Source organism: Dyella sp. 2HG41-7 (assembly GCF_021390675.1).
Taxonomy (GTDB): Bacteria; Pseudomonadota; Gammaproteobacteria; order Xanthomonadales; family Rhodanobacteraceae; genus Dyella_B.
Map to the genome: position 1 here is coordinate 2,479,175 of NZ_JAJEJV010000004.1, position 20,252 is coordinate 2,499,426.

Consider the following 20,252-nt stretch of genomic DNA (forward strand, 5'->3'; position numbering starts at 1 on the left):
CGTGTGGTCATGATCCGCCAGCGAGCAACTCATCCAGCTGCGCGAACTGTTCGGGCAGGCCTTCCGCCGAACCGGCAAGAGCTTCGTCGCGGGCCGCTTTTGTAGGATAAAGTTCGTGCAAGGTGACCAGCGTCTTGCCGTCTTTTTCTTCGAACGTCACCGTGGTCACGGCGCCCTGATCGCTTTCTTCGTTCATCCATACAAGGCGCTTGTGCGGCGTTACTTCTTTGTACGTACCGAAGAACGCCATCGGTTGATCGAAGTCCGGATGGCTGAACACAAGGCGATACATACCCCCGGTGCGAATATCCATGTCGCACGAAATCAGCGACATGCCCACCGATTTGGGAACCCACCAACGCTTGAACAATTCGGGTTTGCTCCACGCTTCGAAGACGATGTGCGCGGGGGCATCGAACATTCGCGTCACGACGAGTTCGAGGTCGGACCTGCGCTCCACGACGGTGCGATTCATGGCGGCGGCACTATCTTTTTTTGCGTTGGGCATTTGTCTTCTCCTTGCGTTTCAATTGCTCGACAAGTTTGTCCAACTCATCGAAGCGTGCGCTCCAGAGTTGGCGGTGCTGCTCGATCCAGGCGGCCTCTTCTTCTAGTCGGCGCTGCCCGAGCTTGCACGTTCGAACGCGCCCCACCTTCTCCGTGATCACGAGCCCCGCCTCCTCCAAGACGCTGACGTGCTTCTTCATGCCCGTAAGGGTCATGCGAAACCGTTGGGCAAGGTCCGTGATCGAAGCGTCTGAGTCCCCAAGCTGCTCCAACACGCCACGCCGGGTGACATCGGAGAGCGCGGCGAACGTTGCATCGAGGCGGGCTTGATAGTGAACCATATGGTTCACTATAAAACTCGCATGAGGGATTTGCAACCAGATGGCGCCACGGGCGCAAATCGCACGCAGCTCCGCTACCGCTTTGAACTCAAACTGCGCATGCCGAGCGAGGGTAAAGTTCCGACCCATAACTTTGTGGAAGCCGGATCAAGAGGCCGGATGACCCCTCTGCCAACGGGATACAGGCTAGATAAAAGCAGGCGCTTATTTTCGAAACACGAAACTTTCTCGAAAGCGCGCTTAACTTGTCAGGCGCGCGTGTGGTCAACCCCATATCGCATCGCATCGACGAGAACATCAACGTCTATATTTTTTAGCGCGCGGAATTTGATGCAATATCCTGTAACGCTTGCTTGGCCGATCTTTTTTCCATATTTCTCGGCCAAGTATTTTTTGTCTTTTATGCCCATAACGTAGACGGATATGCCTGTTGTGTTTGCGCTCAAGCCGATCTGATAGAACTCCCTGCTTTGCCCGTCGGCATACTTTATAGTCCGCGCCCCATAACCGATGTTCGGATTGGAAACCACCTTGCCGGTTTCATCGCGGCCATCGAGAAACCATAATTTGCAGTCCGGCATGATTCCAAGAATGACGCCGTGAAGCTCTTGCATGTCACTACGCTTTGGCTCTGCCTGAGCCGCGATATAGTTCTTGATTTGGCTCTGCACGTTCATATGAAAATCCCTGCCTGGTGGCCACTTAGCCAATCCTACGCCCAATAATCAGCCTTAATCACCCCAATTAATTATTGAAGTTTCGCACTAAACGCAGCGCAGCCTTGCGCTATTTGTGTATCCATACTATCGCCACCGTGCCACGCCTATCCGCGCTCGTAACACGTACTGCGCGTGAAGGGCGCGTCGATCCAAACAAATACGTATTCCCGTCGATTCGCAGGGATCCAAATCGGCTCGAACTTCGTGCCTTATTTTGAGCTGCGATGCGAGACACAAGGCATTCGCCAATCTGACGAAGCCGCATTGGATCTTCGCAATGGCTTCGGTCGCCCTTCCGTTTTACGGTGTGCGATTTGAACACGCCATCTGCGCGCGTTCAGCGAGTTCCGTGCGACACGCGCCATTCGCTCCAATAAGAAAGCATCTCCCTTTTAAACCCCTTTCCTTGGAGACTCGACATGAAACTAACTCGGTACGCGATTCCCTTGGCAATGGCGCTTTCACTCGCCGCCGTCGCCGCACCTGTTTCCGCGGCGCATATCGTCACGACGTTTGCCGGCAATACGACCGTCGCGTTGTCGTCTACCCTGCTGTCCGCCTTGCAAACATTGCACGTCAGCGCGAGCCCTGAATTCCCAGCGTCGCTCAGTGGCAGCACAGCGCGCTTTCCGATTCCAAATGGCCAGATCGACCTCGCCAATGCTCACGGGGAAATCGACCACGGAGGCGGCCTGAACCTGACGGCCGGCAAGACGACCGTGACGCTTTCGGAATTTGTGATCGACACCATCGGAGCGCAGCCTGTCCTGACCGGACTTGTGCTGGCGAACGGTAACCTCGTCGGCCGGGTCCCGCTTTTCAATATTGCGCTGACCGAGGGACCGCAAGTGCAGTTCGGCGGCTACGTGGGTCGCCTTTCCATTCATGGCGCGAACTTGACGCTGACCGCACAAGCGGCGGCAGCGTTGAACCACGCTTTTAATGTGTCCGCCTTCGCCGCGGGAATTCCTATCGGCACCGCGTCGGTCGATGCGGATATCTATAACCCCACCATTTTTAGATAGACCTGGGAAATCCGTTCTCCCCTAGGGACGTCGCGATCGCGCCCTCCCGCCGGATCGCGACAATCTCCCTGCCGCCTCCTGCCATCGTCAGGAGGCGGTTCTTTTCGCCAGGCCCACTGAAGCCCATCCAGACGAGCCGCCGGATGCGGAACGTCAAACCTTCAAAACGGGTGCATCCAATCTCATCCACATTCCGTAGAAGAGGTAAGCAAGGCCGGAGCGCGTGCGATGAACGCCAGTCGGAAATGTCGGCTGCAAGGCCCCATTCGGTTGACGTCTCGAGTATGGCTATGATGATACGTAACGGGAACGCCATGAAGGTAACGCCTCTCGAGGTTCGACGACGCGTGTCAAAAACTGCAAATCAACCGGTTGTCGACGCACGCGTCTGGTCCGACCAGATGATCTCAGTCGCCCAGCGCAGGGACGTCGACAGTTTCATGCGCATCTACGATTATTTTGCGCCGCGTGTTCATCGGTATTTGATGAGCCTGGGCGTGAGCGATGAGCAAGGGCAGGAATTGATGCAAGAAGCGATGCTGCGCGTATGGCGTCGCGCGGATTTGTTCGATCCAGCACGCGCCAGCCTTTCGACCTGGCTGTTTCGTATTGCTCGCAACCTCTATATCGATCATGTGCGCGGCGAACCTTCTTGGCTGCCGATTGCCGAAGGCATGGATTGGTTGGACGAGCAGGAACAGTGTGATCATGATTCCGTCCCGGAATCGTTTACCGACCAGGCGAGCCTCAAGAAGGCGATCGAAGGTCTTTCCGCCGTGCAAGCGCGCTTGGTTCGCATGTCCTATTTCGAAGCCAAAAGCCACAGCGAAATCGCAGCAGAACTGCAGATGCCGCTGGGCTCTGTCAAGTCGCACTTGCGCCGAGCGTTTAACACGCTGCAAAGCAGTATGAGGTCACCATCGTGATGCCGCACCATCATCTCGACGAATCCACCCTGATGGGCTACTCGGCCGGCGCGTTATCCGACGCGTTCGCGGTTGTGGTGGCGGCACATCTTTCGATCTGCAGCGAGTGTCGTCAAACTTTGCGCGACGCCGACGCCATTGGCGGCTTGTTGCTAGCCCAGCAACAAGAGACCTCGCAGACATCCAGCGAGACGCGCGAGGCGATGCTCGCCAAATTGACCTCGACGCCGTCGGAACCACACCCTGCCCCGCCTACGGTCAAAATCGCGGATGACGGCGACACACTGCCGACGCCCTTGCATCCTTATTTTGGTCAACGCTTCAGCGAGCTCCATTGGAAAACCGTGGCCCCGGGCATGCATCTCATCCGCGCCACGAATGTTTCAGGCGGCAACCTGATGTTGCTGCGCATTGCGCCGGGCAAAAGCGTACCCATGCACAGCCACGGCAATAACGAGCTCACGATGATCCTGCGTGGCTCTTACGCCGATTCGCTGGGGCATTTTGCGCCGGGCGATGTGGCGGACCTCGACAGCGATATCACCCACCAACCCGTGACGCTGCCCGGCGTACCCTGCATCTGCGTCGCCGCCACGGATGCCCCGTTGCGCTTCGAGGGTTGGGTGGCTCGCGTGCTGCAACCGTTGATTGGGCTTTGAGGTTTACCGGATACCCGCCGCCCGCGGCCGATAACTTTGCATGGCGAAAGCAAGCGCGTATGGCATTCGCGTCAGCGTGTCGATGACTTCCTAACTCGCTCGCCACTGCATCCAATCGTTCGGCTCATGCGTATATACCGTATAAGAGCGATGGATATGCCTAATGGCTACGACGAAGCAAGTCGACACTCCCCGTTTCACGCGCGAACAACTGCTCCCCAATCAGAGCCGAATAAAACGCAGCCTCACCGCACTATGTCGTTGGGTTGACACCGGGTCTTCCGTCGATAACGGCGCACAGAAACAAGATGCGATCGATTGGGTGCGCGCCGTGCCGTTCGTCGCGTTGCATCTGGCCTGTTTCGGCGTTATCTGGGTAGGTGCATCGACAATCGCGGTGGTTGTCGCGGCTTTGCTTTATGCCATTCGCATGTTCGCACTCACCGGCTTTTATCACCGATACTTCTCACACCGCACCTTCCGCACATCGCGCGCCGTGCAAGGCGTGTTCGCGTTGATCGGCGCATCGTGCGTGCAGCGCGGCCCGCTCTGGTGGGCCGCGCATCATCGCAATCACCATCGTCACGCCGATACTGCGCTTGACCCGCATTCGCCCGGCATCTATGGCTTTCTCTGGAGCCATATGGGCTGGTTCCTCACAACGCGAGCCTTTGCCACGGACATGGCGCGCGTACCGGATTTGGCGACCTATCCCGAATTACGCTGGCTTGACCGCTACGACACGCTAGTCCCGATCGCCTTAGCAGGCTCCCTCTACGCGCTTGGCGCCTGGTTGCACCACGTCGCGCCGCAGTGGCACACCAGTGGCGGCCAAATGGTGATTTGGGGCTTCTTTATCTCCACGATTGTGCTGTTCCACGCCACGGTCACGATCAATTCGCTGGCGCATCGCTACGGCCGTCGTCGATTCGAAACGCGCGACGACAGTCGAAACAATCTATGGCTCGCCCTGCTGACGTTTGGCGAGGGCTGGCACAACAACCACCATTTTTTTCCCGGTTCGGCGCGGCAAGGTTTTCGCTGGTGGGAAATCGATATGACGTGGTACGGCCTTCGCCTGATGGCTGCGCTGGGTTTGATTCGCGACCTGAAACCCGTGCCCGCCTGGGTCCTCGCACGAGAGAGAAAGTAAACCATGCGCGTCGCCGTCGTCGGAGCAGGCATCGCGGGTTTGGCGTCAGCCTGGATGCTTTCGCGTCACCACGAAGTGACCTTGTTCGAGGCCAACGATTATCTCGGTGGCCACACCCATACGCACGACGTGATGATGCGAGGGCATCGCTACGCGATCGACAGCGGTTTTATCGTGCATAACCCGGTGCACTATCCGTTGCTGACGCGCTTGCTCGAGGAATTGGACGTGCACTCGCAGCCGACTACGATGAGTTTCTCGGTGCAACACGAAGCAAGCGGTCGGGAATATAACGCCGCGACGCTGGACACGCTGTTCTGCCAGCGCCGCAATCTGTTTTCGCCGCGCTTCCATGGCATGGTGCGCGATCTGCTGCGCTTTTATCGCGAGGCGCCTTCGCTGTTGGCGAGCAATGAACCAGGCCCGACGCTTGGCGATTACCTGACGACGCATTGCTATGGGGACGCGTTTCGAGACGAGCATCTGGTGCCGATGGCTTCCGCCCTGTGGTCATCGCCGCCAGCGCAGATACTGTCGTTTCCAGCGCGTTACCTGGTGCAGTTTATGGCCAACCACCAGATGCTGCAGGTGAACGGGCGACCTGAGTGGCGCGTGGTGCGCGGTGGCTCGGCCAATTATGTGCGCGCCATGCGCTCACGCTGGCTCGTGTCCGAGCGCGTGCGTTGTCCGGTGCGAGCAATTGAACGTGATCGCGACGACATCACGATCCTCAGCGACCATGGTATCGATAAATTCGATCACGTAGTGCTTGCGTGTCACAGCGATCAAGCCTTAAAGCTATTGTCCGACGCCAGCGAAGGCGAACGCGACATTCTTGGCGCGATCGCGTATCAGCTCAACGACACGGTATTGCACACCGATGCATCGGTCTTGCCCAAGCAACGCAAGGCATGGGCGGCTTGGAACGCCTTTGTCCCCCGCAATGCGCGCGATGCCTGCACCGTGAGCTATTGCATGAACGTGCTGCAGGGCATCGAAACGCCGGAACCCTTCGTGGTGACCCTTAATCGTGCCGCAGCCATTGATCCGACCAAAGTCATCCGCCGCATGCGCTACCACCACCCGGTGTACTCGCACGCCTCGGTTGCCGCGCAATCTCGCAAGGCTGAGATACAAGGCAAACGTAACACCTGGTTCGCCGGCGCTTATTGGGGTTGGGGATTTCACGAAGACGGCATGCGCAGCGCGTTGGAAGTGGCCGACGCGCTCGACGCCTCGTGGTCGATGCAAGCGCCTGCGTTTTCCTGGTCGCTTGATCGTGAGCCGGTTGCATGAGTGAGATTCGCGCAACGAACGCGTTATCGGCGAGCGCCGTTTACGAAGGCGTCGTGAGGCATCGTCGGCATGCTCCGAACGCGCACGCGTTCACCTACCGGATGGCGCAGCTTTATCTGGATCTCGATGAGATCGAGCATATTTTCGACGAGCGGTGGCTTTGGTCAACGCGTCAACGCAATGTGGCCGAATTTCGGCGTAGCGATTACCTCGGACCCGCTGACATATCTCTCTCCGAAGCGGTGCGTCGCCGCATCGAGCAAGTCACCCACTACCGTCCATCCGGCCCGATTCGCCTGCTGACGCATCTGCGCTACGCGGGCGTGATCTTTAATCCAGTGAGTTTTTACTACTGCTACGAGGCGGACGGTAAGACGCTCGACACCATCGTGGCTGAAATCACCAATACGCCATGGAAAGAGCGTCACGCGTATGTACTCCCCGTACGTCACGCGCGCGCCAACGGCCCCAATTTGCATTGGGATTTCGCCAAGACCTTTCACGTTTCGCCCTTTATGCCGATGAATCGGGATTACGCATGGCGCTTTACCGCGCCCAATAAAGATCTATTCGTGCATATGGACGTACTTCGCGATGGCGAGCGCGAATTTGATGCAAGCCTTGCACTGCATCGCCGACCGCTTTGCGGTGCTTCGCTAGCACGCGTACTGCTGCGCTATCCGTGGATGACCATGCAAGTGATTGGCGCCATCCACTGGCAGGCATTGCGGCTTTGGCTAAAGCGCAATCCCGTTTATGACCACCCGAAAACCTTTGAGACCACACATGAACGCGATTGCTGATACCACGCCTGACACAAATGCTTCGTTCGGCGCTATGGACCGATGGCTACGGCAACGCCTGATCGCGCAACTTGGCGACCTTCGTCACGGGAAAGTCGTCCTGGCGGATGCGATGGGCCATGTGACACTTGGCGCGGGTCCTATCGAAGCCACCGATTTGATTGTGCATATGACCGTGCGCGATCCGCGCTTTTATCGGGACGTTGCGGCCAATGGCAGCGTCGGCGCGGGCGTGTCGTACATGAATGGCGCATGGGAATGCGATGACCTCGTGGGCTTGATTCGACTGCTGGTGCGCAACCGCGATCTGCTCGATGCGATGGAAACGGGGCCGGCGCGACTGGGAGGCGCAATGATGCGCGGCTGGCATGCGCTACGGCGCAATACCCTGGCGGGAAGTCGCCGAAACATCGCGGCTCATTATGACCTCGGCAACGCATTCTTCGGTCTCTTTCTTTCCAAAGACCTGATGTACTCCTCGGCGATGTGGGACGGCGAGTCCGATACGCTGGAGGCCGCTTCGGAACGAAAGCTGGAAACCATCTGCCGAAAGCTCGCACTGAAGCCGACGGATCGCGTGATCGAGATCGGCACCGGCTGGGGCGGCTTTGCGCTGTACGCAGCCAGGCACTACGGCTGTCATGTCACCACGACCACCATCTCGCGCGAGCAATACGCGCTTGCCAGCGAACGTGTCGCGGCGGCGGGACTGCAAGACCGCATCACACTTCTGCTCCACGACTATCGCGATTTGACCGGCCAATACGACAAGCTTGTATCCATCGAGATGATCGAGGCGATCGGTGCGGATTATCTCGAGACCTATTTTGCTCAATTGGGTGACCTCCTCAAACCGGACGGGCTCGCTGTGGTGCAAGCGATCACCATCGAAGACCATCGCTATGTACAAGCTATCAATACCGTCGATTTCATCAAGCGCTATGTCTTTCCAGGCAGCTTTATTCCTTCAGTGACAGCGATGCTGGGCGCCAAAACGCGCGCCAGCGACCTATCTTTGATCGATATGCAGGATTTTGGCGACTCTTACGCGCGCACGCTGCACGCCTGGCGTCTGCGCTTTCTCGCCGCGGTGGACGACGTTCGGCGCCAAGGTTTCGATGAAGCGTTCATACGGCTCTGGGAATTTTATCTCGCCTACTGCGAAGGCGGGTTTCGCGAGCGTTCGATTGGTGTCGCGCATCTGCGCTTTGCCAAGCCCGGGTATCGCTATGACGTCGCGGAGGGTTCTGCGTGATGTTCTGGGTCAACCTCGCCCTCTATCAAATGGTTTGGTTTGTATCGGTGATAGGTGCGGCACACGGAACCTGGTGGCCGGCGGGTGTCGGCGCCGTGGCGTTTGCGGCATGGCGCATAAAGGTATCGTCGGATGTCATGACGGAATGCCGCTTGGTCGCCGTCGCATTGTTGCTTGGTTTTTTTATCGACGGCGCGCTGGTACGCAGCGGATTGGCAACCTATGCAGCGTCATGGCCCGCTGGGTTCGCGCCTGCGTGGATACTCGCCCTGTGGGCGGCCTTCGCGCTGAGCATCGTACCGTTGTTCGGTTATCTGCATGCTCGGCCTCACCTCGCAGCAGCGCTTGGCGCGATTGGCGGCCCTTTGGCGTATCTCGGCGCGGCGCGCGGATGGCATGTCGTGCAATTCGCGACACCGATGTGGCGTGGACTACTCGCATTGGCATGTGGCTGGGGTGTGGCGATGCCTCTGCTGGCGACGTTGGCGCGCCACTGGTTGCACAACGGCCCTAACGTGGCGCGGAGCGTGCCGTGAGCGCCTGGATAAGTTTGCTAGGGCTTTGGATCTTCGCCGCATGCCTGATGGCTCTGGGTTGGTTGTGGCAGAGACGTCACAGCAATACGGGCATCGTCGACGTCTTGTGGGCTGCCAGTCTTGGCATCGGAGCGATAGGACTCGCGGCGCGTGGCCACGGCGCCGCCGCGTCGCGTATCGCACTCGCCGTGTGCGGAGGTATTTGGGGTCTGCGCTTGGCGCTTCATTTGTGGGCGCGCGTGCGTCATGAATCCGAAGATGGTCGATACCGTCAACTGCGCGAGCGCTGGAAAGGCAATCAGGGCAAATTGGCGGCGTTCTTTCAGTTTCAAGCTTTGTTGGTCGTTCTTTTCGCTCTGCCGTTTACTGCCGTAGCCAGCAACGCAACGACGCATGATGGCTGGCTCGTATTCGGTTCGATCGTCTGGATCGTTAGCGTGCTGGGCGAATCCCACGCCGATCGTCAGCTTGCGCGCTTTCGCCAAGATCCCCTTAACCGCGGGAAAACCTGCCGGATCGGCTTGTGGCGTGTATCGCGGCATCCGAATTATTTCTTCGAATGGTTGCACTGGTTCACCTATGTCTGCTTCGCGGTGGGATCGCCACTCGCTTGGCTGGCGTGGATGGGACCTGTCGTTATGTACCTGTTTCTTCGTTTCGTCAGCGGCATCCCATGGACCGAGGCGCAGGCGCTGCGCACACGCGGCGACGACTACCGCGATTACCAGCGCCGCACGTCCATGCTGATTCCTTGGTTCCCCAAACACTCTCGCGATGGTCGAGGTTGAATGATGAGCACGGTGGTTATCCCTGACATTGAGCTGGCCGTCGATCGACCCGCTCGCGGTTTTCTTGGCTTGGCCGAACGCCGCATGATTCCTGATCGGCTGCTGCGCATCGGCATTCGACAGTTGTGCAAGAAGCGTCTGGACGAAGAAAACGCCGGCGGCGCTGGCACGCAGTCTTGGCGCTACGCCCGCCTTATCAGCGCATTGAAAGAGAGTCCGGTCGCGATCCATACCGATGCGGCCAATGCGCAACACTATGAGCTGCCGCCAGCATTCTTTAAGCAATGCCTTGGCGCGCGTCTGAAGTACTCCGGCTGCTACTACTCTCGCGGCGACGAATCACTGGACGAGGCCGAGCTGGCCATGTTGACGCTCTACGGAGAACGCGCGCAATTGCATGACGGTCAACATATCCTGGAACTCGGCTGCGGATGGGGATCGTTAACGCTATGGATGGCCGAAAAGTACCCAAACGCGCACATTACAGCTGTGTCCAATTCACACAGCCAACGCCGCCATATCGAACAGCAATGCGTGGAGCGCGGATACGAAAACGTGAAAGTGCTGACACACGACGTCAACACGCTCTCCCTCCCTTCCGCCCAATACGACCGTTGCGTTTCAGTCGAGATGTTCGAGCACATGCGCAATTACTCGACGCTGCTTTCCCGTATTTCGCAGTGGTTGAAGACCGATGGGAAACTGTTCGTGCATATCTTTGCGCACCGAACATTGATGTACCCCTTCGAGACCACCGGTGAAAGCAACTGGATGGGGCGTCACTTCTTTACCGGGGGTCTGATGCCGTCCGCCGACACCTTGCTGTGGTTTCAGGACCACTTGTCCATCGAGCAACGCTGGCTCGTCGATGGCACACATTATCAGCGCACCGCTAATCACTGGCTTCAAAAGCAAGACGCGAACCATGCCGAGGTCATGCGCGAATTGCAAAGCGTTTACGGCGCCGCGGCGCAACTGTGGTGCCAGCGGTGGCGCATGTTCTGGATGGCTTGCGCGGAATTATTCGGCTACGACCAAGGTCGGGAGTGGCTGGTTGCGCACTATCGATTCGTCAATCGCCCCGAGGCGAGCTGATTTGCGAGGACGACGTACGATGAAGATCAAACATCTAATCGCTTTTGCATCGCTCGGGCTTGCATCGGCTACCGCATCGGCCGGCAGCCTCCCCCCGATAAAACCCGTGGATCATGTGGACTTGCCGAGGTTTATGGGCAATTGGTATGTGATCGCCACCATTCCTACGCGCTACGAACGAAATGCGTGGAACGCAGTGGAAACGTATACGCTGAAGCCGGACGGCACCGTCTACACGGCATTCCGTTTCAACAACGAATCGCAAAATGGGCCCCTGAAGCGTATTCATTCCACGGGCTTCGTACAGCCAAACAGTGGCAACGCCGTTTGGGGCGTGCAAGTATTTTGGCCGCTCAAGGCGCAATACATCGTGGCCTACCTGAGCCCCGACTACACCGAAACCATCGTGGCGCGCGATGCACGCGATTACACATGGGTGATGGCGCGCACGCCGACAGTCTCTCCTTCGGATTACTCCGCCTTGCTCGCTCGCGTTAAATCGCTGGGATACGACGTCTCGGAGATTCGAAAGGTGCCACAAGTATGGCCGGTAGCGTCCGGATGCGGGATTGCATGTAACCATTAACCGAGTCGGCATCCATGACGCCGACTTTTTTACTGACACAGGTCGACTTGGTTCCATTCAACGGGAGCGGCATATGACCGTCGCCAGCATCGTGCGATGCCTGTCTGTTGCGGGACTTGCTGTGCTTACGTCGTGCATCGCGACCAAGCCGGATCGATCAGCGCCTTCGTCGATACACGACATCATCCCTGCGGTAGCGTTACAAAACGACGTGACGATATTGGCGAAAGCCTATGGCGATCTTCATCCAGGGCTGTACCGTTACAACACGCCTTCGCAAATCGACGATGCGCTGAACGACTTGCGCCGGACCTTTGCGCACGATCAGACGCGCGCTTCGGCATTCCTCGCGCTCTCGCAATTCACCGCCACCGTAAAGTGCGGGCATACCTACGCCAATTTCTACAATCAAACACAGTCGGTCCAAAACAGCCTGTTTAAGAATGCCAATCGTGTTCCGTTCTACTTTCGCTGGATCGACGGAAAAATGATTGTGACTCGCAACTTCTCCGACGACACACGCATCGTACCAGGCACGGAGATTCTGTCGATCGACGACATTCCGACTTCCGATATCTTGCGGCGGCTCATGACGATCGCACGCGCCGATGGCTCCAATGACGCAAAGCGCGTCGCCTATCTCGAGGTTCAAGGCCAGGATACCTACGAAGCATTCGATATCTTCTTGCCGCTGTTCTACCCCAAGATCAGGACAGAGCAGCGCTTACGACTACGCTCGCCGGACGGCTCGCAATGGTCGCGCACCGTCCGCGCCGTCAGTTATCAGGAGCGTCTATCTGAGCGCCCTGAAGATGGGGGCAAAGAAACATTGCCTTGGACGCTAAGCTTTCCGAACAAAAACGTCGCGCTGCTCAACATGCCTACTTGGGTGATGTACAACCGAAAGGTGGATTGGCATGCCTATATTCGAAAGGCGTTCGAGACAATAAGCGACAAACATAGTGAGTCGCTGATTATCGATTTGCGCGCGAATGAAGGTGGCGATGATGTAGGCGACGCCATTCTCAGCCACCTCATCGACCGCGATCTCGTGCTACCGGGCTATCTTCGATTGGTCAGATACCGGAGAGTGCCGGACGATTTGCTTCCCTATCTCGACACGTGGGACAAGTCATTCGACGATTGGGGCGCAAACGCCGTACCTTACGATGATCGCTACTACCGATTGACGCGCTATGACGACGATGCGCGCGGGCATGTGGTAAAGAGCGAGGCGCCGGTCTTTAAAGGCCGGTTGATCGTGTTGATCGGCCCTACCAACAGCTCCGCTACCTTTCAATTTGCGCAGGAAGTCCGGACGCTGCACTTGGGCGCCTTGGTGGGTAGCGAAACTGGTGGCAACCTGAGAGGCATCAACGGCGGGGCGTTCTTTTTCTTGCGCTTGCCTGGCTCGGGGCTTGAAGTGGATTTGCCCCTCATAGGGACGTTTCCGACGACCCCGCAAAACGATGCGGGAATAACTCCTGATGTTCGTGTTCCAGTCACCGCTGACGACATCGCACAATCGCGTGACGCTGTATTGGACGACGCCCAACGCATTGCACGTTAAGGAAGCGGCACGCATGCCAATGCGTCCAACGGCCGCTTCACACGCCAAAAGGCAAATTTAACCCATTGATTTTTATCTGAATGGTAAAGACGCGTCACCCGAAGCCTAAAATTGCTGCGTCATAAAGCGCCCAGCCCATTTACTCTCTCCACCGGCACGCGGTGACCACGCTCGTTCCCGCTCTAATTTTATGGCGCATAAGGATCGCGGTTCGCACGCGCCATGATGTCTAGCGCGAGGCCGTGGTGATGTATCAATCTGAAACAGTTGCGGGCGATTCGCTGCTAGTGTCAACTGCGCGGGTCGACGCAAGTCGCTCCATGTCCTATTGGAATTGGCAAGGATCAAGGGATTCGTATGCGGAAGCTGGAGAACACCAAACTCGCCATCATTGGACTGGGCTATGTAGGCCTTCCATTGGCCGTGGAATTTGGCAAGCACTACGACACCATCGGCTTTGACATCAAGAAAGGACGCATCGACGAGCTGCGTGTCGGCCAGGACAGCACGCTGGAAGTCAGCGCCGCCGAACTGGCGGAAGCCGCCCGATTGCGGTTCAGCGCCGAATTGGCTGATCTGGCTGATCGCAACACGTACATCGTGACGGTGCCAACACCCATCGACAGCGCCAAGCGCCCCGACCTCACGCCGTTGATCAAGGCGAGCGAAGCCTTGGGCAAGGTGTTGTCGCCGGGCGATGTGGTGGTTTACGAATCGACGGTGTATCCGGGTTGTACCGAAGAAATCTGCATACCGATACTCGAAAAAGTATCGGGCCTGGTTTACAACCGCGATTTCTTTGCCGGTTACAGTCCCGAGCGCATCAATCCGGGCGATAAACAGCATCGTGTCACCAGCATTCTTAAAGTCACGTCCGGCTCGACGCCGGAGACGGCGGATTTTGTCGATAGCTTGTATAGCTCTGTCATCACCGCCGGCACGCACAAAGTGACCTCGCTGAAAGTCGCCGAAGCGGCCAAGGTGATCGAAAACACACAGCGCGATCTCAATATCGCGTTAGTCAACGATCTGGCGATCCTGTTCAACAAGCTGGGCATCGATACGCTGGAAGTTTTGCAAGCGGCTGGCACAAAGTGGAACTTTCTGCCCTTTCGCCCCGGCCTTGTCGGCGGCCATTGCATCAGCGTCGATCCTTACTATCTCACCCACAAAGCGCAAGAAGTTGGGCATCACCCCGATGTCATTCTCGCCGGACGACGCACCAACGACAGCATGGGGCCTTATGTCGCCAGCGAGGTAATCCGCTTGATGGTGCGCAAAGGCATCAACCCGGTGAATGCACGCATTCTGGTGCTGGGCTTGGCGTTCAAGGAAAACTGCCCCGATTTGCGTAACACGCGCGTGGTGGACATTCTGAAAGCGCTTTGCGGTTACAACGCGCAGGTCGATGTTCACGATCCCTGGGTCAGCGTCGCCGAGGCCGAACACGAATACGCGATTACGCCCGTGAGCAAGCCGAAAGATGGCGACTACGATGCGGTGATCATCGCCGTCGGACATCGGGAATTTGTCGCATTGGGCGCGGAAGGCATTCGCGCCTTTGGCAAGCCGTCGTCGGTCATTTACGACGTGAAATACGTACTCCCGCGCGAAGCGGTCGACGGACGCCTTTAAGCAAATTAGGGATGCCATGCCATGAAAGTGCTCGTTACCGGCACGGCCGGCTTTATCGGTTCGCACGTCGCGCTCAAGTTGCTTGAACGCGGCGACGAAGTCATTGGTTTCGACAACCTCAACGACTATTACGATGTTCGCTTGAAGAAAGCGCGCCTGGCGCGGCTTGTCGAACATCCGCGCTACACGCATATACAAGGCGATCTTGCCGATCGCGATGCCGTGGAAAAAGCGTTCGCGTTGCACAAGCCGCAACGCGTCATCAATCTCGCAGCACAGGCAGGCGTGCGTTACGCCGCGGAAAATCCGCATGTTTACGCCACCAGCAACGTCATCGGTTTTTTGCACATTCTCGAAGGGTGCCGTCACCACCAAGTCGAACACCTGGTGTTCGCCTCGACCAGCTCCGTGTACGGCGCCAACACCGACATGCCCTTCTCCGAGCATCAATCCGCCGAACATCCGCTGACGCTTTACGCCGCCACCAAGAAAGCCAACGAGCAAATGGCGCACAGCTACGCGCATTTGTATGGCATTCCAAGCACTGGCCTGCGGTTCTTTACGGTTTACGGACCGTGGGGTCGCCCCGACATGGCGCTATTTCTCTTCACCAAAGCGATTCTTGCCGGCGAGCCTATTCGCGTTTTCAATCACGGCAAGCACAAGCGCAGCTTTACTTACATCGACGATATTGTCGAAGGCGTCGTTCGCACACTGGACAAGGTTCCCGGCAAAGATGCCGCATGGAACAGCAACGAACCGGATCCGGCGAGCAGCGGTGTCGCACCCTACCGCCTGTACAACATCGGTAACGAACAACCGGTGGAATTGCTTCGTTATATCGAGGTGCTGGAAGAATGCCTGGGCCGCAAGGCGAAGATGGAAATGCTTCCGTTGCAAGCAGGCGACGTACCCGATACCGAAGCAGATGTAACAGAACTGATACAGTCTGTTGGTTACGCGCCAAAAATTTCAGTAGCCACAGGCATCGCCAACTTCGTAAGCTGGTATAGGGAGTACTACGGCGAGTAGTTCGTGTCGCTCGCAGTGGCATGCACGCATTAACGATGCGCACCTGGGGGCGAAGTGATCATCGACTATCTCGATAGTTCGGCCGTTTCCGACATTGACGCCGATTTGTGCATTATTGGCGCGGGCGCCGCGGGTATTGCGATCGCACGACACTTTATCGGCACCTCGATCACCGTGTGCCTGATCGAAGGCGGCGGCGCCACCGGCGAAGAGCAGAGCCAAGCGCTGTACGAAGGCATGTCCATCGGCACCGTACCTTTTGATGCCGGCACATCGCGCATGCGCGTCTTTGGCGGCAGCTGCAATTTGTGGGGCGGCGGCTGCATTCCTTTCGGCAGTCGCGATCTAACCGAGCGCGATTGGGTGCCGCACAGCGGCTGGCCGATCGCCTACGACGATTTGAAACCTTATTACGAGCGAGCGCGCGAGTATTGCCAGATCGAGGCGCACGAATTCGACGACGGATCGTTTTTGGCGCCGGTCACTCATAAGCCCATCGCATTCGACGCCGACAAGTTGATCAACCAGGTTTTTGCGCGCAGCCCGATACTTTTCGGCAAGGCGTATCGCACCGAATTGGAACGAGCACCGAACATCACGGTCGTGTTGCACGCCAACCTGCTCGAACTTCATGCATCGGCGAGCGGCGCGTCGGTCCGCCACGCGCATATCGGTTCCGTCCAAGGACGCAAAGGCGTGGTGCGCGCGCAACATTACGTACTGGCCTGCGGCGGCATTGAAAATGCGCGCATGCTGCTGCTGTCCAAATCCGTGTCACCCAATGGCCTAGGTAATGAGCACGATCTCGTCGGCCGCTATTTCATGGATCACCCCTGCGGCAGCATCGGTGCGGTGATTACCGATACGCCGGAGCGCGTTACCCGACCTTACGATCGAAATCTTGGCAAAGGACACGCGCCGGCGTTTCCGGAAATCGGCTTATCGCATGCGTTTCAGGGTGCGCGCCGTATCTTGAATGGACGTGTTCATCCATTTGCTGTCGAAGGCGCTGTGCCACAAGGCATTCGATCCTTGCGCGATTTCCGCGCCGCGTTGCGGCCGTCCATGCAAGACGAAAATACGCTGCTGGAAGCACGTCTTTGCGCCGCCCTGAAAAACTCGCCCTCCAACGATGACGATATGCGCGTGCGTAGCACCAACCTCGCCATGCTGGCGTTGCGCGTCGGCCTTGGTTCCGGGGATATCGTCAAAGCGATGCTGCAAAAGCTGCGGCATAAACCTACCGTGCGCAGCAACCGGGTCGAATTGGTCGGCTATTTCGAGCAGGCGCCCAACCCGGATAGCCGCATCACACTCGCCAACGAGCGCGACATCCTGGGTTTGCCCAAGGTCTGCGTCGACTGGCGGCTTACCGAGCTGGACCGTCATACCTACCGAACCGCAGCGGCGCTGTTCGGCACCGAGCTTGCCCAGGCATGCGGCGGCACCTATCAGCCGGCTAGATGGCTGAACGAAGGCGACGAAGCCACCGCCGAAGTCCACACCACCGCGCACCATCTGGGCACGACGCGCATGTCGGACGACCCGCGACGCGGCGTCGTCGACCCACGCTGCCAGGTGCATGGCGTCGACAATCTGCACGTCGCCGGAAGCTCGGTTTTTCCAACCGGCGGCTGGGCGTTTCCAACCTTTACCGTCGTCGCCCTCGCCTTACGCCTTGCCGATCAACTGCGCGGCATGGTGCGTACTGCCGCGTTCTCCGAGGCGGTTTAGTTCAACGGTCGCCGGGTCGATTTCCCTCGTTCGAATTTCGAAAACGATGCTCGCCCGTACGGTCTTTAGGTGACGTCGCATCGTTGTATCAGGCTTGTCACGAGGCAAATGTATCAGCCGTGTAACACCTTGGATGCATTCGATTCTTCCCTCAAAAAAGTGATCTGGTCGGCATCGACACCGATAAAAAAAGAGCGTAATTTTAGATTCCCTTTCGGGGCATAGCGGTGGGGGAATCCATATGCTTCGCTTTTTGCGACGCCAGACGGTGCGCTGGTTATTGCTATTCGGCTTGACCGAATTGCTGCTCCTTTCGTCTTCGCTTTACATAGCGATGCACCTTCGCTATTTGCGCAATGCCGATGAATTGATCGATGTTTCGCATCACTTGATGCTGCGCGCTCTTATCTTCGCGTTGGTCATCATGCTAGGCATGGCTGCACTCGGCGAATACCGCACCCATTTGCGCACGACCTGGCAAGGCGCGGTAGCGCGCCAGGCCGTCGGCTTTGTCATCGGCGGCTTGTTACTGGCCGTCGGCTACTACGTTGTGCCGCAAGCGTATGTAGGCCGCGGCGTGCTGAGCATGGCGCTGGCATTGAGTTTTCTGGCCGTGATGATGTTTCGCCTGCTTTTTATGCGTGTGGTCGACATCGAGTCGCTCAAGCCGCGTCTCTTGATTCTCGGCACCGGTCAACGCGCCGCGCAGATCCATAACCGTATGCGCCGCCGCGCGGATCGCCGCGGCTTTACGGTCGTGGGATACGTGCCCTGCCCTGGCGACGACATCGTCATTCCCGAAGATAAATTGATCCGGTTCGACGTTCCGCTGCCCGCCCTGGTCAAGCGCGAGCAAATCGACGAAATCGTCGTCGGCGTCGATGATCGCCGCGGCCGGTTGCCGATGGACGGCTTGCTGCAATGCCGGCAGGCCGGCGTCCTGATTACCGACCTTACGACCTTTTTCGAACGCGAATCCGGTCGCGTGCAGTTGTCGTGGCTGGAGCCATCCTGGCTGGTATTTTCCGGCGGTTTTCAGGCTACGCCGATTCATCGCCTGACCAAGCGTTGCTTCGACATCGCGGCAGCAGCGGTGCTGTTGCTGCTGTGCTGGCCGTTGATGCTGGCTGTCGCCCTGGCGATTCGGCTCGAATCCGGCCCCAATCAACCGATTCTGTATCGGCAAGAGCGCGTCGGCGAAAACGGCAACACGTTTTGGTTGCTCAAATTCCGCAGCATGCGCACCGATGCCGAACGCGACGGTATCGCACGTTGGGCTAGCAAGCACGACGACCGCGTTACGCGCGTCGGCCGTATTTGTCGCAAATTGCGCTTCGACGAACTGCCGCAGCTATGGAATGTGCTCAAGAGCGACATGAGCATTGTCGGTCCGCGTCCGGAACGCCCGCAATTCGTGGCCGATTTGGCGACGAAAATTCCGTTCTATAGCTTGCGTCATTGCTTGAAGCCCGGCCTCGCCGGATGGGCGCAATTGAGTTATCCGTACGGCGCATCGGAAGAAGATGCCGCCGAAAAGCTCAAATACGACCTTTTTTACGTCAAAAACCACAACTTGCTGTTCGACATGCTGATTCTCATCGAAACCGTGGAGGTCGTTTTGTTCAGTCGCGGAGCGCGTTGAAGTACGCGTTCGCGACTATTTGGTGCAAGGGGATAAATCGATCAGTTGCGCGCGCCGGATGGCCGTGTTTGAGCCGCCTTCAACGAATGCAGCGGCGAGCTGTACCAATCGACGACCGAACCGTGGTCGAACCGTACCCACGATGGTCCGTACTCCCAAACATCATCACGAATCACAACAGGATTGCCCTCGATGGCGCGCACGTTTTCGGTCGACATCCCCAACGCAAGCGTCGGCGTCGCCGGCGCCTCGACGGAGCTCGTGTCGCCGTCGTGCGTCGGGTTGTCGTTGGCGCCATCCGATGAAGGCGCCACGGCGGACGCACCCCAAAACAGAAATGCGATCGCGACTACCGCAATCGGAATCAACCATTTGACGTTTGTACGCCGTGGCGCGCTGGAAGTGCGCCGTGCCGCGCTGATGGTTTCCCGAACGGGCGGATGCGGCGAAGGCGTGGCCCTCGGCGGCGCGACCGTCGCGGTGGACGTGGCCGGCAACGCGCCAGGCAGGCGCCCATGAAGCCGCTGGAACGCCATCGCTGCCTCGTACTGGACATTGAGCTGCTGCAGCCGCTGCGCGCCGCGCGGGCTGGAATAGCCGATATAGCCCGGCGGTTTGCGGTCGGGATGAAGTCTGGACACGCAGCGGCGGTAGGCCTGCTTGAATTCGTTCAAATCGCAATCAGGACCCACCCTCAACTGTCGGTACAAGTCGAGAAAATCGACCTCGTTACCCATACCGTTTTCCCCTGTTGCATGGTGGCGATTCTGTACGCCTGACCGCTGTAGCGGTCACGGTGGAACGTCACTAGCCTCGCGCAGGTTTAGGGCTTTCGCAAGCACATTTTTCACTTGACTTGGTGTGACCCAGTTCTCAAAATCTGGCATACATGGATGGGGGGATTTCCCATGCAGGGCCGTCGCGAGTACTTAGCTGCTTGTTGCCGCTGT

20 protein-coding genes are annotated in these 20,252 nt (G+C 58.0%); 16 read left to right on the top strand and 4 right to left on the bottom strand.

Annotated features, from left to right (window positions below):
- Nucleotides 1–7 precede the first annotated feature (7 nt).
- The 3 genes from L0U79_RS12490 to L0U79_RS12500 form a co-directional block, all read right to left on the bottom strand.
- Nucleotides 8–508 carry an SRPBCC family protein gene (locus L0U79_RS12490; RefSeq protein ID WP_233842602.1) on the bottom strand — a complete coding sequence of 167 codons (501 nt, stop codon included), beginning with the start codon at nt 506–508 and terminating at the stop codon, nt 8–10.
- Nucleotides 486–848 (bottom strand): metalloregulator ArsR/SmtB family transcription factor, encoded by a 363-nt coding sequence (locus L0U79_RS12495; protein ID WP_233842603.1) that lies wholly within the window; start codon nt 846–848, stop codon nt 486–488. The genes L0U79_RS12490 and L0U79_RS12495 overlap by 23 nt, the downstream gene beginning before the upstream one ends.
- Nucleotides 849–1,096: 248 nt before the next feature.
- Nucleotides 1,097–1,525, bottom strand: a complete 429-nt coding sequence (locus L0U79_RS12500) for a DUF1801 domain-containing protein (RefSeq protein ID WP_233842604.1) — start codon at nt 1,523–1,525, stop codon at nt 1,097–1,099.
- Between the two features lie 494 nt (nt 1,526–2,019).
- Between L0U79_RS12500 and L0U79_RS12505 the strand changes: the two genes are divergently transcribed.
- From L0U79_RS12505 to L0U79_RS12580, 16 genes are all read left to right on the top strand, one after another.
- On the top strand, nt 2,020–2,592 hold the full coding sequence (locus L0U79_RS12505) for a hypothetical protein (protein ID WP_233842605.1): 573 nt from the start codon (nt 2,020–2,022) through the stop codon (nt 2,590–2,592).
- A gap of 143 nt (nt 2,593–2,735) precedes the next feature.
- Entirely contained in the window at nt 2,736–3,518 is a 783-nt protein-coding gene (locus tag L0U79_RS12510) for a sigma-70 family RNA polymerase sigma factor (protein WP_233842606.1), read from the top strand.
- Entirely contained in the window at nt 3,515–4,177 is a 663-nt protein-coding gene (locus tag L0U79_RS12515; RefSeq protein WP_233842607.1) for a ChrR family anti-sigma-E factor, read from the top strand. Before L0U79_RS12510 ends, L0U79_RS12515 begins: the two co-directional genes overlap by 4 nt.
- 163 nt (nt 4,178–4,340) lie before the next feature.
- A complete protein-coding gene (locus L0U79_RS12520; protein WP_233842608.1) occupies nt 4,341–5,330 on the top strand; it encodes an acyl-CoA desaturase in 990 nt (329 codons plus the stop codon).
- Between the two features lie 3 nt (nt 5,331–5,333).
- Entirely contained in the window at nt 5,334–6,626 is a 1,293-nt protein-coding gene (locus tag L0U79_RS12525; protein WP_233842609.1) for an FAD-dependent oxidoreductase, read from the top strand.
- On the top strand, nt 6,623–7,429 hold the full coding sequence (locus L0U79_RS12530) for a DUF1365 domain-containing protein (RefSeq protein WP_233842610.1): 807 nt from the start codon (nt 6,623–6,625) through the stop codon (nt 7,427–7,429). The genes L0U79_RS12525 and L0U79_RS12530 overlap by 4 nt, the downstream gene beginning before the upstream one ends.
- Nucleotides 7,413–8,684: a cyclopropane-fatty-acyl-phospholipid synthase family protein gene (locus L0U79_RS12535; RefSeq protein ID WP_233842611.1), complete on the top strand. Its 1,272-nt coding sequence runs from the start codon at nt 7,413–7,415 to the stop codon at nt 8,682–8,684. Before L0U79_RS12530 ends, L0U79_RS12535 begins: the two co-directional genes overlap by 17 nt.
- Nucleotides 8,684–9,220 carry a DUF2878 domain-containing protein gene (locus L0U79_RS12540; protein ID WP_233843899.1) on the top strand — a complete coding sequence of 179 codons (537 nt, stop codon included), beginning with the start codon at nt 8,684–8,686 and terminating at the stop codon, nt 9,218–9,220. The genes L0U79_RS12535 and L0U79_RS12540 overlap by 1 nt, the downstream gene beginning before the upstream one ends.
- A gap of 47 nt (nt 9,221–9,267) precedes the next feature.
- Complete coding sequence (locus L0U79_RS12545; RefSeq protein WP_233843900.1) at nt 9,268–10,008, top strand: DUF1295 domain-containing protein; 741 nt, start codon at nt 9,268–9,270, stop codon at nt 10,006–10,008.
- 3 nt (nt 10,009–10,011) lie between these two features.
- Complete coding sequence (locus L0U79_RS12550) at nt 10,012–11,103, top strand: cyclopropane-fatty-acyl-phospholipid synthase family protein (protein ID WP_233842612.1); 1,092 nt, start codon at nt 10,012–10,014, stop codon at nt 11,101–11,103.
- A gap of 19 nt (nt 11,104–11,122) precedes the next feature.
- On the top strand, nt 11,123–11,689 hold the full coding sequence (locus L0U79_RS12555) for a lipocalin family protein (protein WP_233842613.1): 567 nt from the start codon (nt 11,123–11,125) through the stop codon (nt 11,687–11,689).
- A 73-nt stretch (nt 11,690–11,762) separates the two neighbouring features.
- Nucleotides 11,763–13,259, top strand: a complete 1,497-nt coding sequence (locus tag L0U79_RS12560; RefSeq protein WP_233842614.1) for a S41 family peptidase — start codon at nt 11,763–11,765, stop codon at nt 13,257–13,259.
- Nucleotides 13,260–13,616: 357 nt separating this feature from the next.
- A complete protein-coding gene (gene tviB, locus L0U79_RS12565) occupies nt 13,617–14,894 on the top strand; it encodes a Vi polysaccharide biosynthesis UDP-N-acetylglucosamine C-6 dehydrogenase TviB (protein ID WP_233842615.1) in 1,278 nt (425 codons plus the stop codon).
- Between the two features lie 21 nt (nt 14,895–14,915).
- Nucleotides 14,916–15,926, top strand: coding sequence for an NAD-dependent epimerase (locus tag L0U79_RS12570; RefSeq protein WP_233842616.1), 1,011 nt, complete (start codon nt 14,916–14,918; stop codon nt 15,924–15,926).
- A 54-nt stretch (nt 15,927–15,980) separates the two neighbouring features.
- Nucleotides 15,981–17,660: a GMC oxidoreductase gene (locus tag L0U79_RS12575; protein WP_233842617.1), complete on the top strand. Its 1,680-nt coding sequence runs from the start codon at nt 15,981–15,983 to the stop codon at nt 17,658–17,660.
- 241 nt (nt 17,661–17,901) lie between these two features.
- The gene (locus L0U79_RS12580; RefSeq protein WP_233842618.1) at nt 17,902–19,302 is read left to right on the top strand and encodes a TIGR03013 family XrtA/PEP-CTERM system glycosyltransferase; all 1,401 of its coding nucleotides are present in this window, start codon (nt 17,902–17,904) and stop codon (nt 19,300–19,302) included.
- A gap of 41 nt (nt 19,303–19,343) precedes the next feature.
- Here L0U79_RS12580 and L0U79_RS12585 read toward each other — a convergent pair whose 3' ends face one another.
- Entirely contained in the window at nt 19,344–20,039 is a 696-nt protein-coding gene (locus L0U79_RS12585; RefSeq protein ID WP_233842619.1) for a J domain-containing protein, read from the bottom strand.
- Nucleotides 20,040–20,252: the final 213 nt, after the last annotated feature.

Coding starts and splice junctions, on each gene's coding strand:
- L0U79_RS12525 (WP_233842609.1), top strand. CDS start 5,334: ATGCGCGTCGCCGTCGTCGGAGCAGGCATCGCGGGTTTGGCGTCAGCC.
- tviB (WP_233842615.1), top strand. CDS start 13,617: ATGCGGAAGCTGGAGAACACCAAACTCGCCATCATTGGACTGGGCTAT.
- L0U79_RS12520 (WP_233842608.1), top strand. CDS start 4,341: ATGGCTACGACGAAGCAAGTCGACACTCCCCGTTTCACGCGCGAACAA.
- L0U79_RS12550 (WP_233842612.1), top strand. CDS start 10,012: ATGAGCACGGTGGTTATCCCTGACATTGAGCTGGCCGTCGATCGACCC.
- L0U79_RS12585 (WP_233842619.1), bottom strand. CDS start 20,039: ATGGGTAACGAGGTCGATTTTCTCGACTTGTACCGACAGTTGAGGGTG.
- L0U79_RS12505 (WP_233842605.1), top strand. CDS start 2,020: ATGGCGCTTTCACTCGCCGCCGTCGCCGCACCTGTTTCCGCGGCGCAT.
- L0U79_RS12540 (WP_233843899.1), top strand. CDS start 8,684: ATGTTCTGGGTCAACCTCGCCCTCTATCAAATGGTTTGGTTTGTATCG.
- L0U79_RS12570 (WP_233842616.1), top strand. CDS start 14,916: ATGAAAGTGCTCGTTACCGGCACGGCCGGCTTTATCGGTTCGCACGTC.
- L0U79_RS12495 (WP_233842603.1), bottom strand. CDS start 848: ATGGTTCACTATCAAGCCCGCCTCGATGCAACGTTCGCCGCGCTCTCC.
- L0U79_RS12490 (WP_233842602.1), bottom strand. CDS start 508: ATGCCCAACGCAAAAAAAGATAGTGCCGCCGCCATGAATCGCACCGTC.
- L0U79_RS12580 (WP_233842618.1), top strand. CDS start 17,902: ATGCTTCGCTTTTTGCGACGCCAGACGGTGCGCTGGTTATTGCTATTC.
- L0U79_RS12560 (WP_233842614.1), top strand. CDS start 11,763: ATGACCGTCGCCAGCATCGTGCGATGCCTGTCTGTTGCGGGACTTGCT.
- L0U79_RS12510 (WP_233842606.1), top strand. CDS start 2,736: ATGCGGAACGTCAAACCTTCAAAACGGGTGCATCCAATCTCATCCACA.
- L0U79_RS12555 (WP_233842613.1), top strand. CDS start 11,123: ATGAAGATCAAACATCTAATCGCTTTTGCATCGCTCGGGCTTGCATCG.
- L0U79_RS12500 (WP_233842604.1), bottom strand. CDS start 1,525: ATGAACGTGCAGAGCCAAATCAAGAACTATATCGCGGCTCAGGCAGAG.
- L0U79_RS12545 (WP_233843900.1), top strand. CDS start 9,268: ATGGCTCTGGGTTGGTTGTGGCAGAGACGTCACAGCAATACGGGCATC.
- L0U79_RS12535 (WP_233842611.1), top strand. CDS start 7,413: ATGAACGCGATTGCTGATACCACGCCTGACACAAATGCTTCGTTCGGC.
- L0U79_RS12530 (WP_233842610.1), top strand. CDS start 6,623: ATGAGTGAGATTCGCGCAACGAACGCGTTATCGGCGAGCGCCGTTTAC.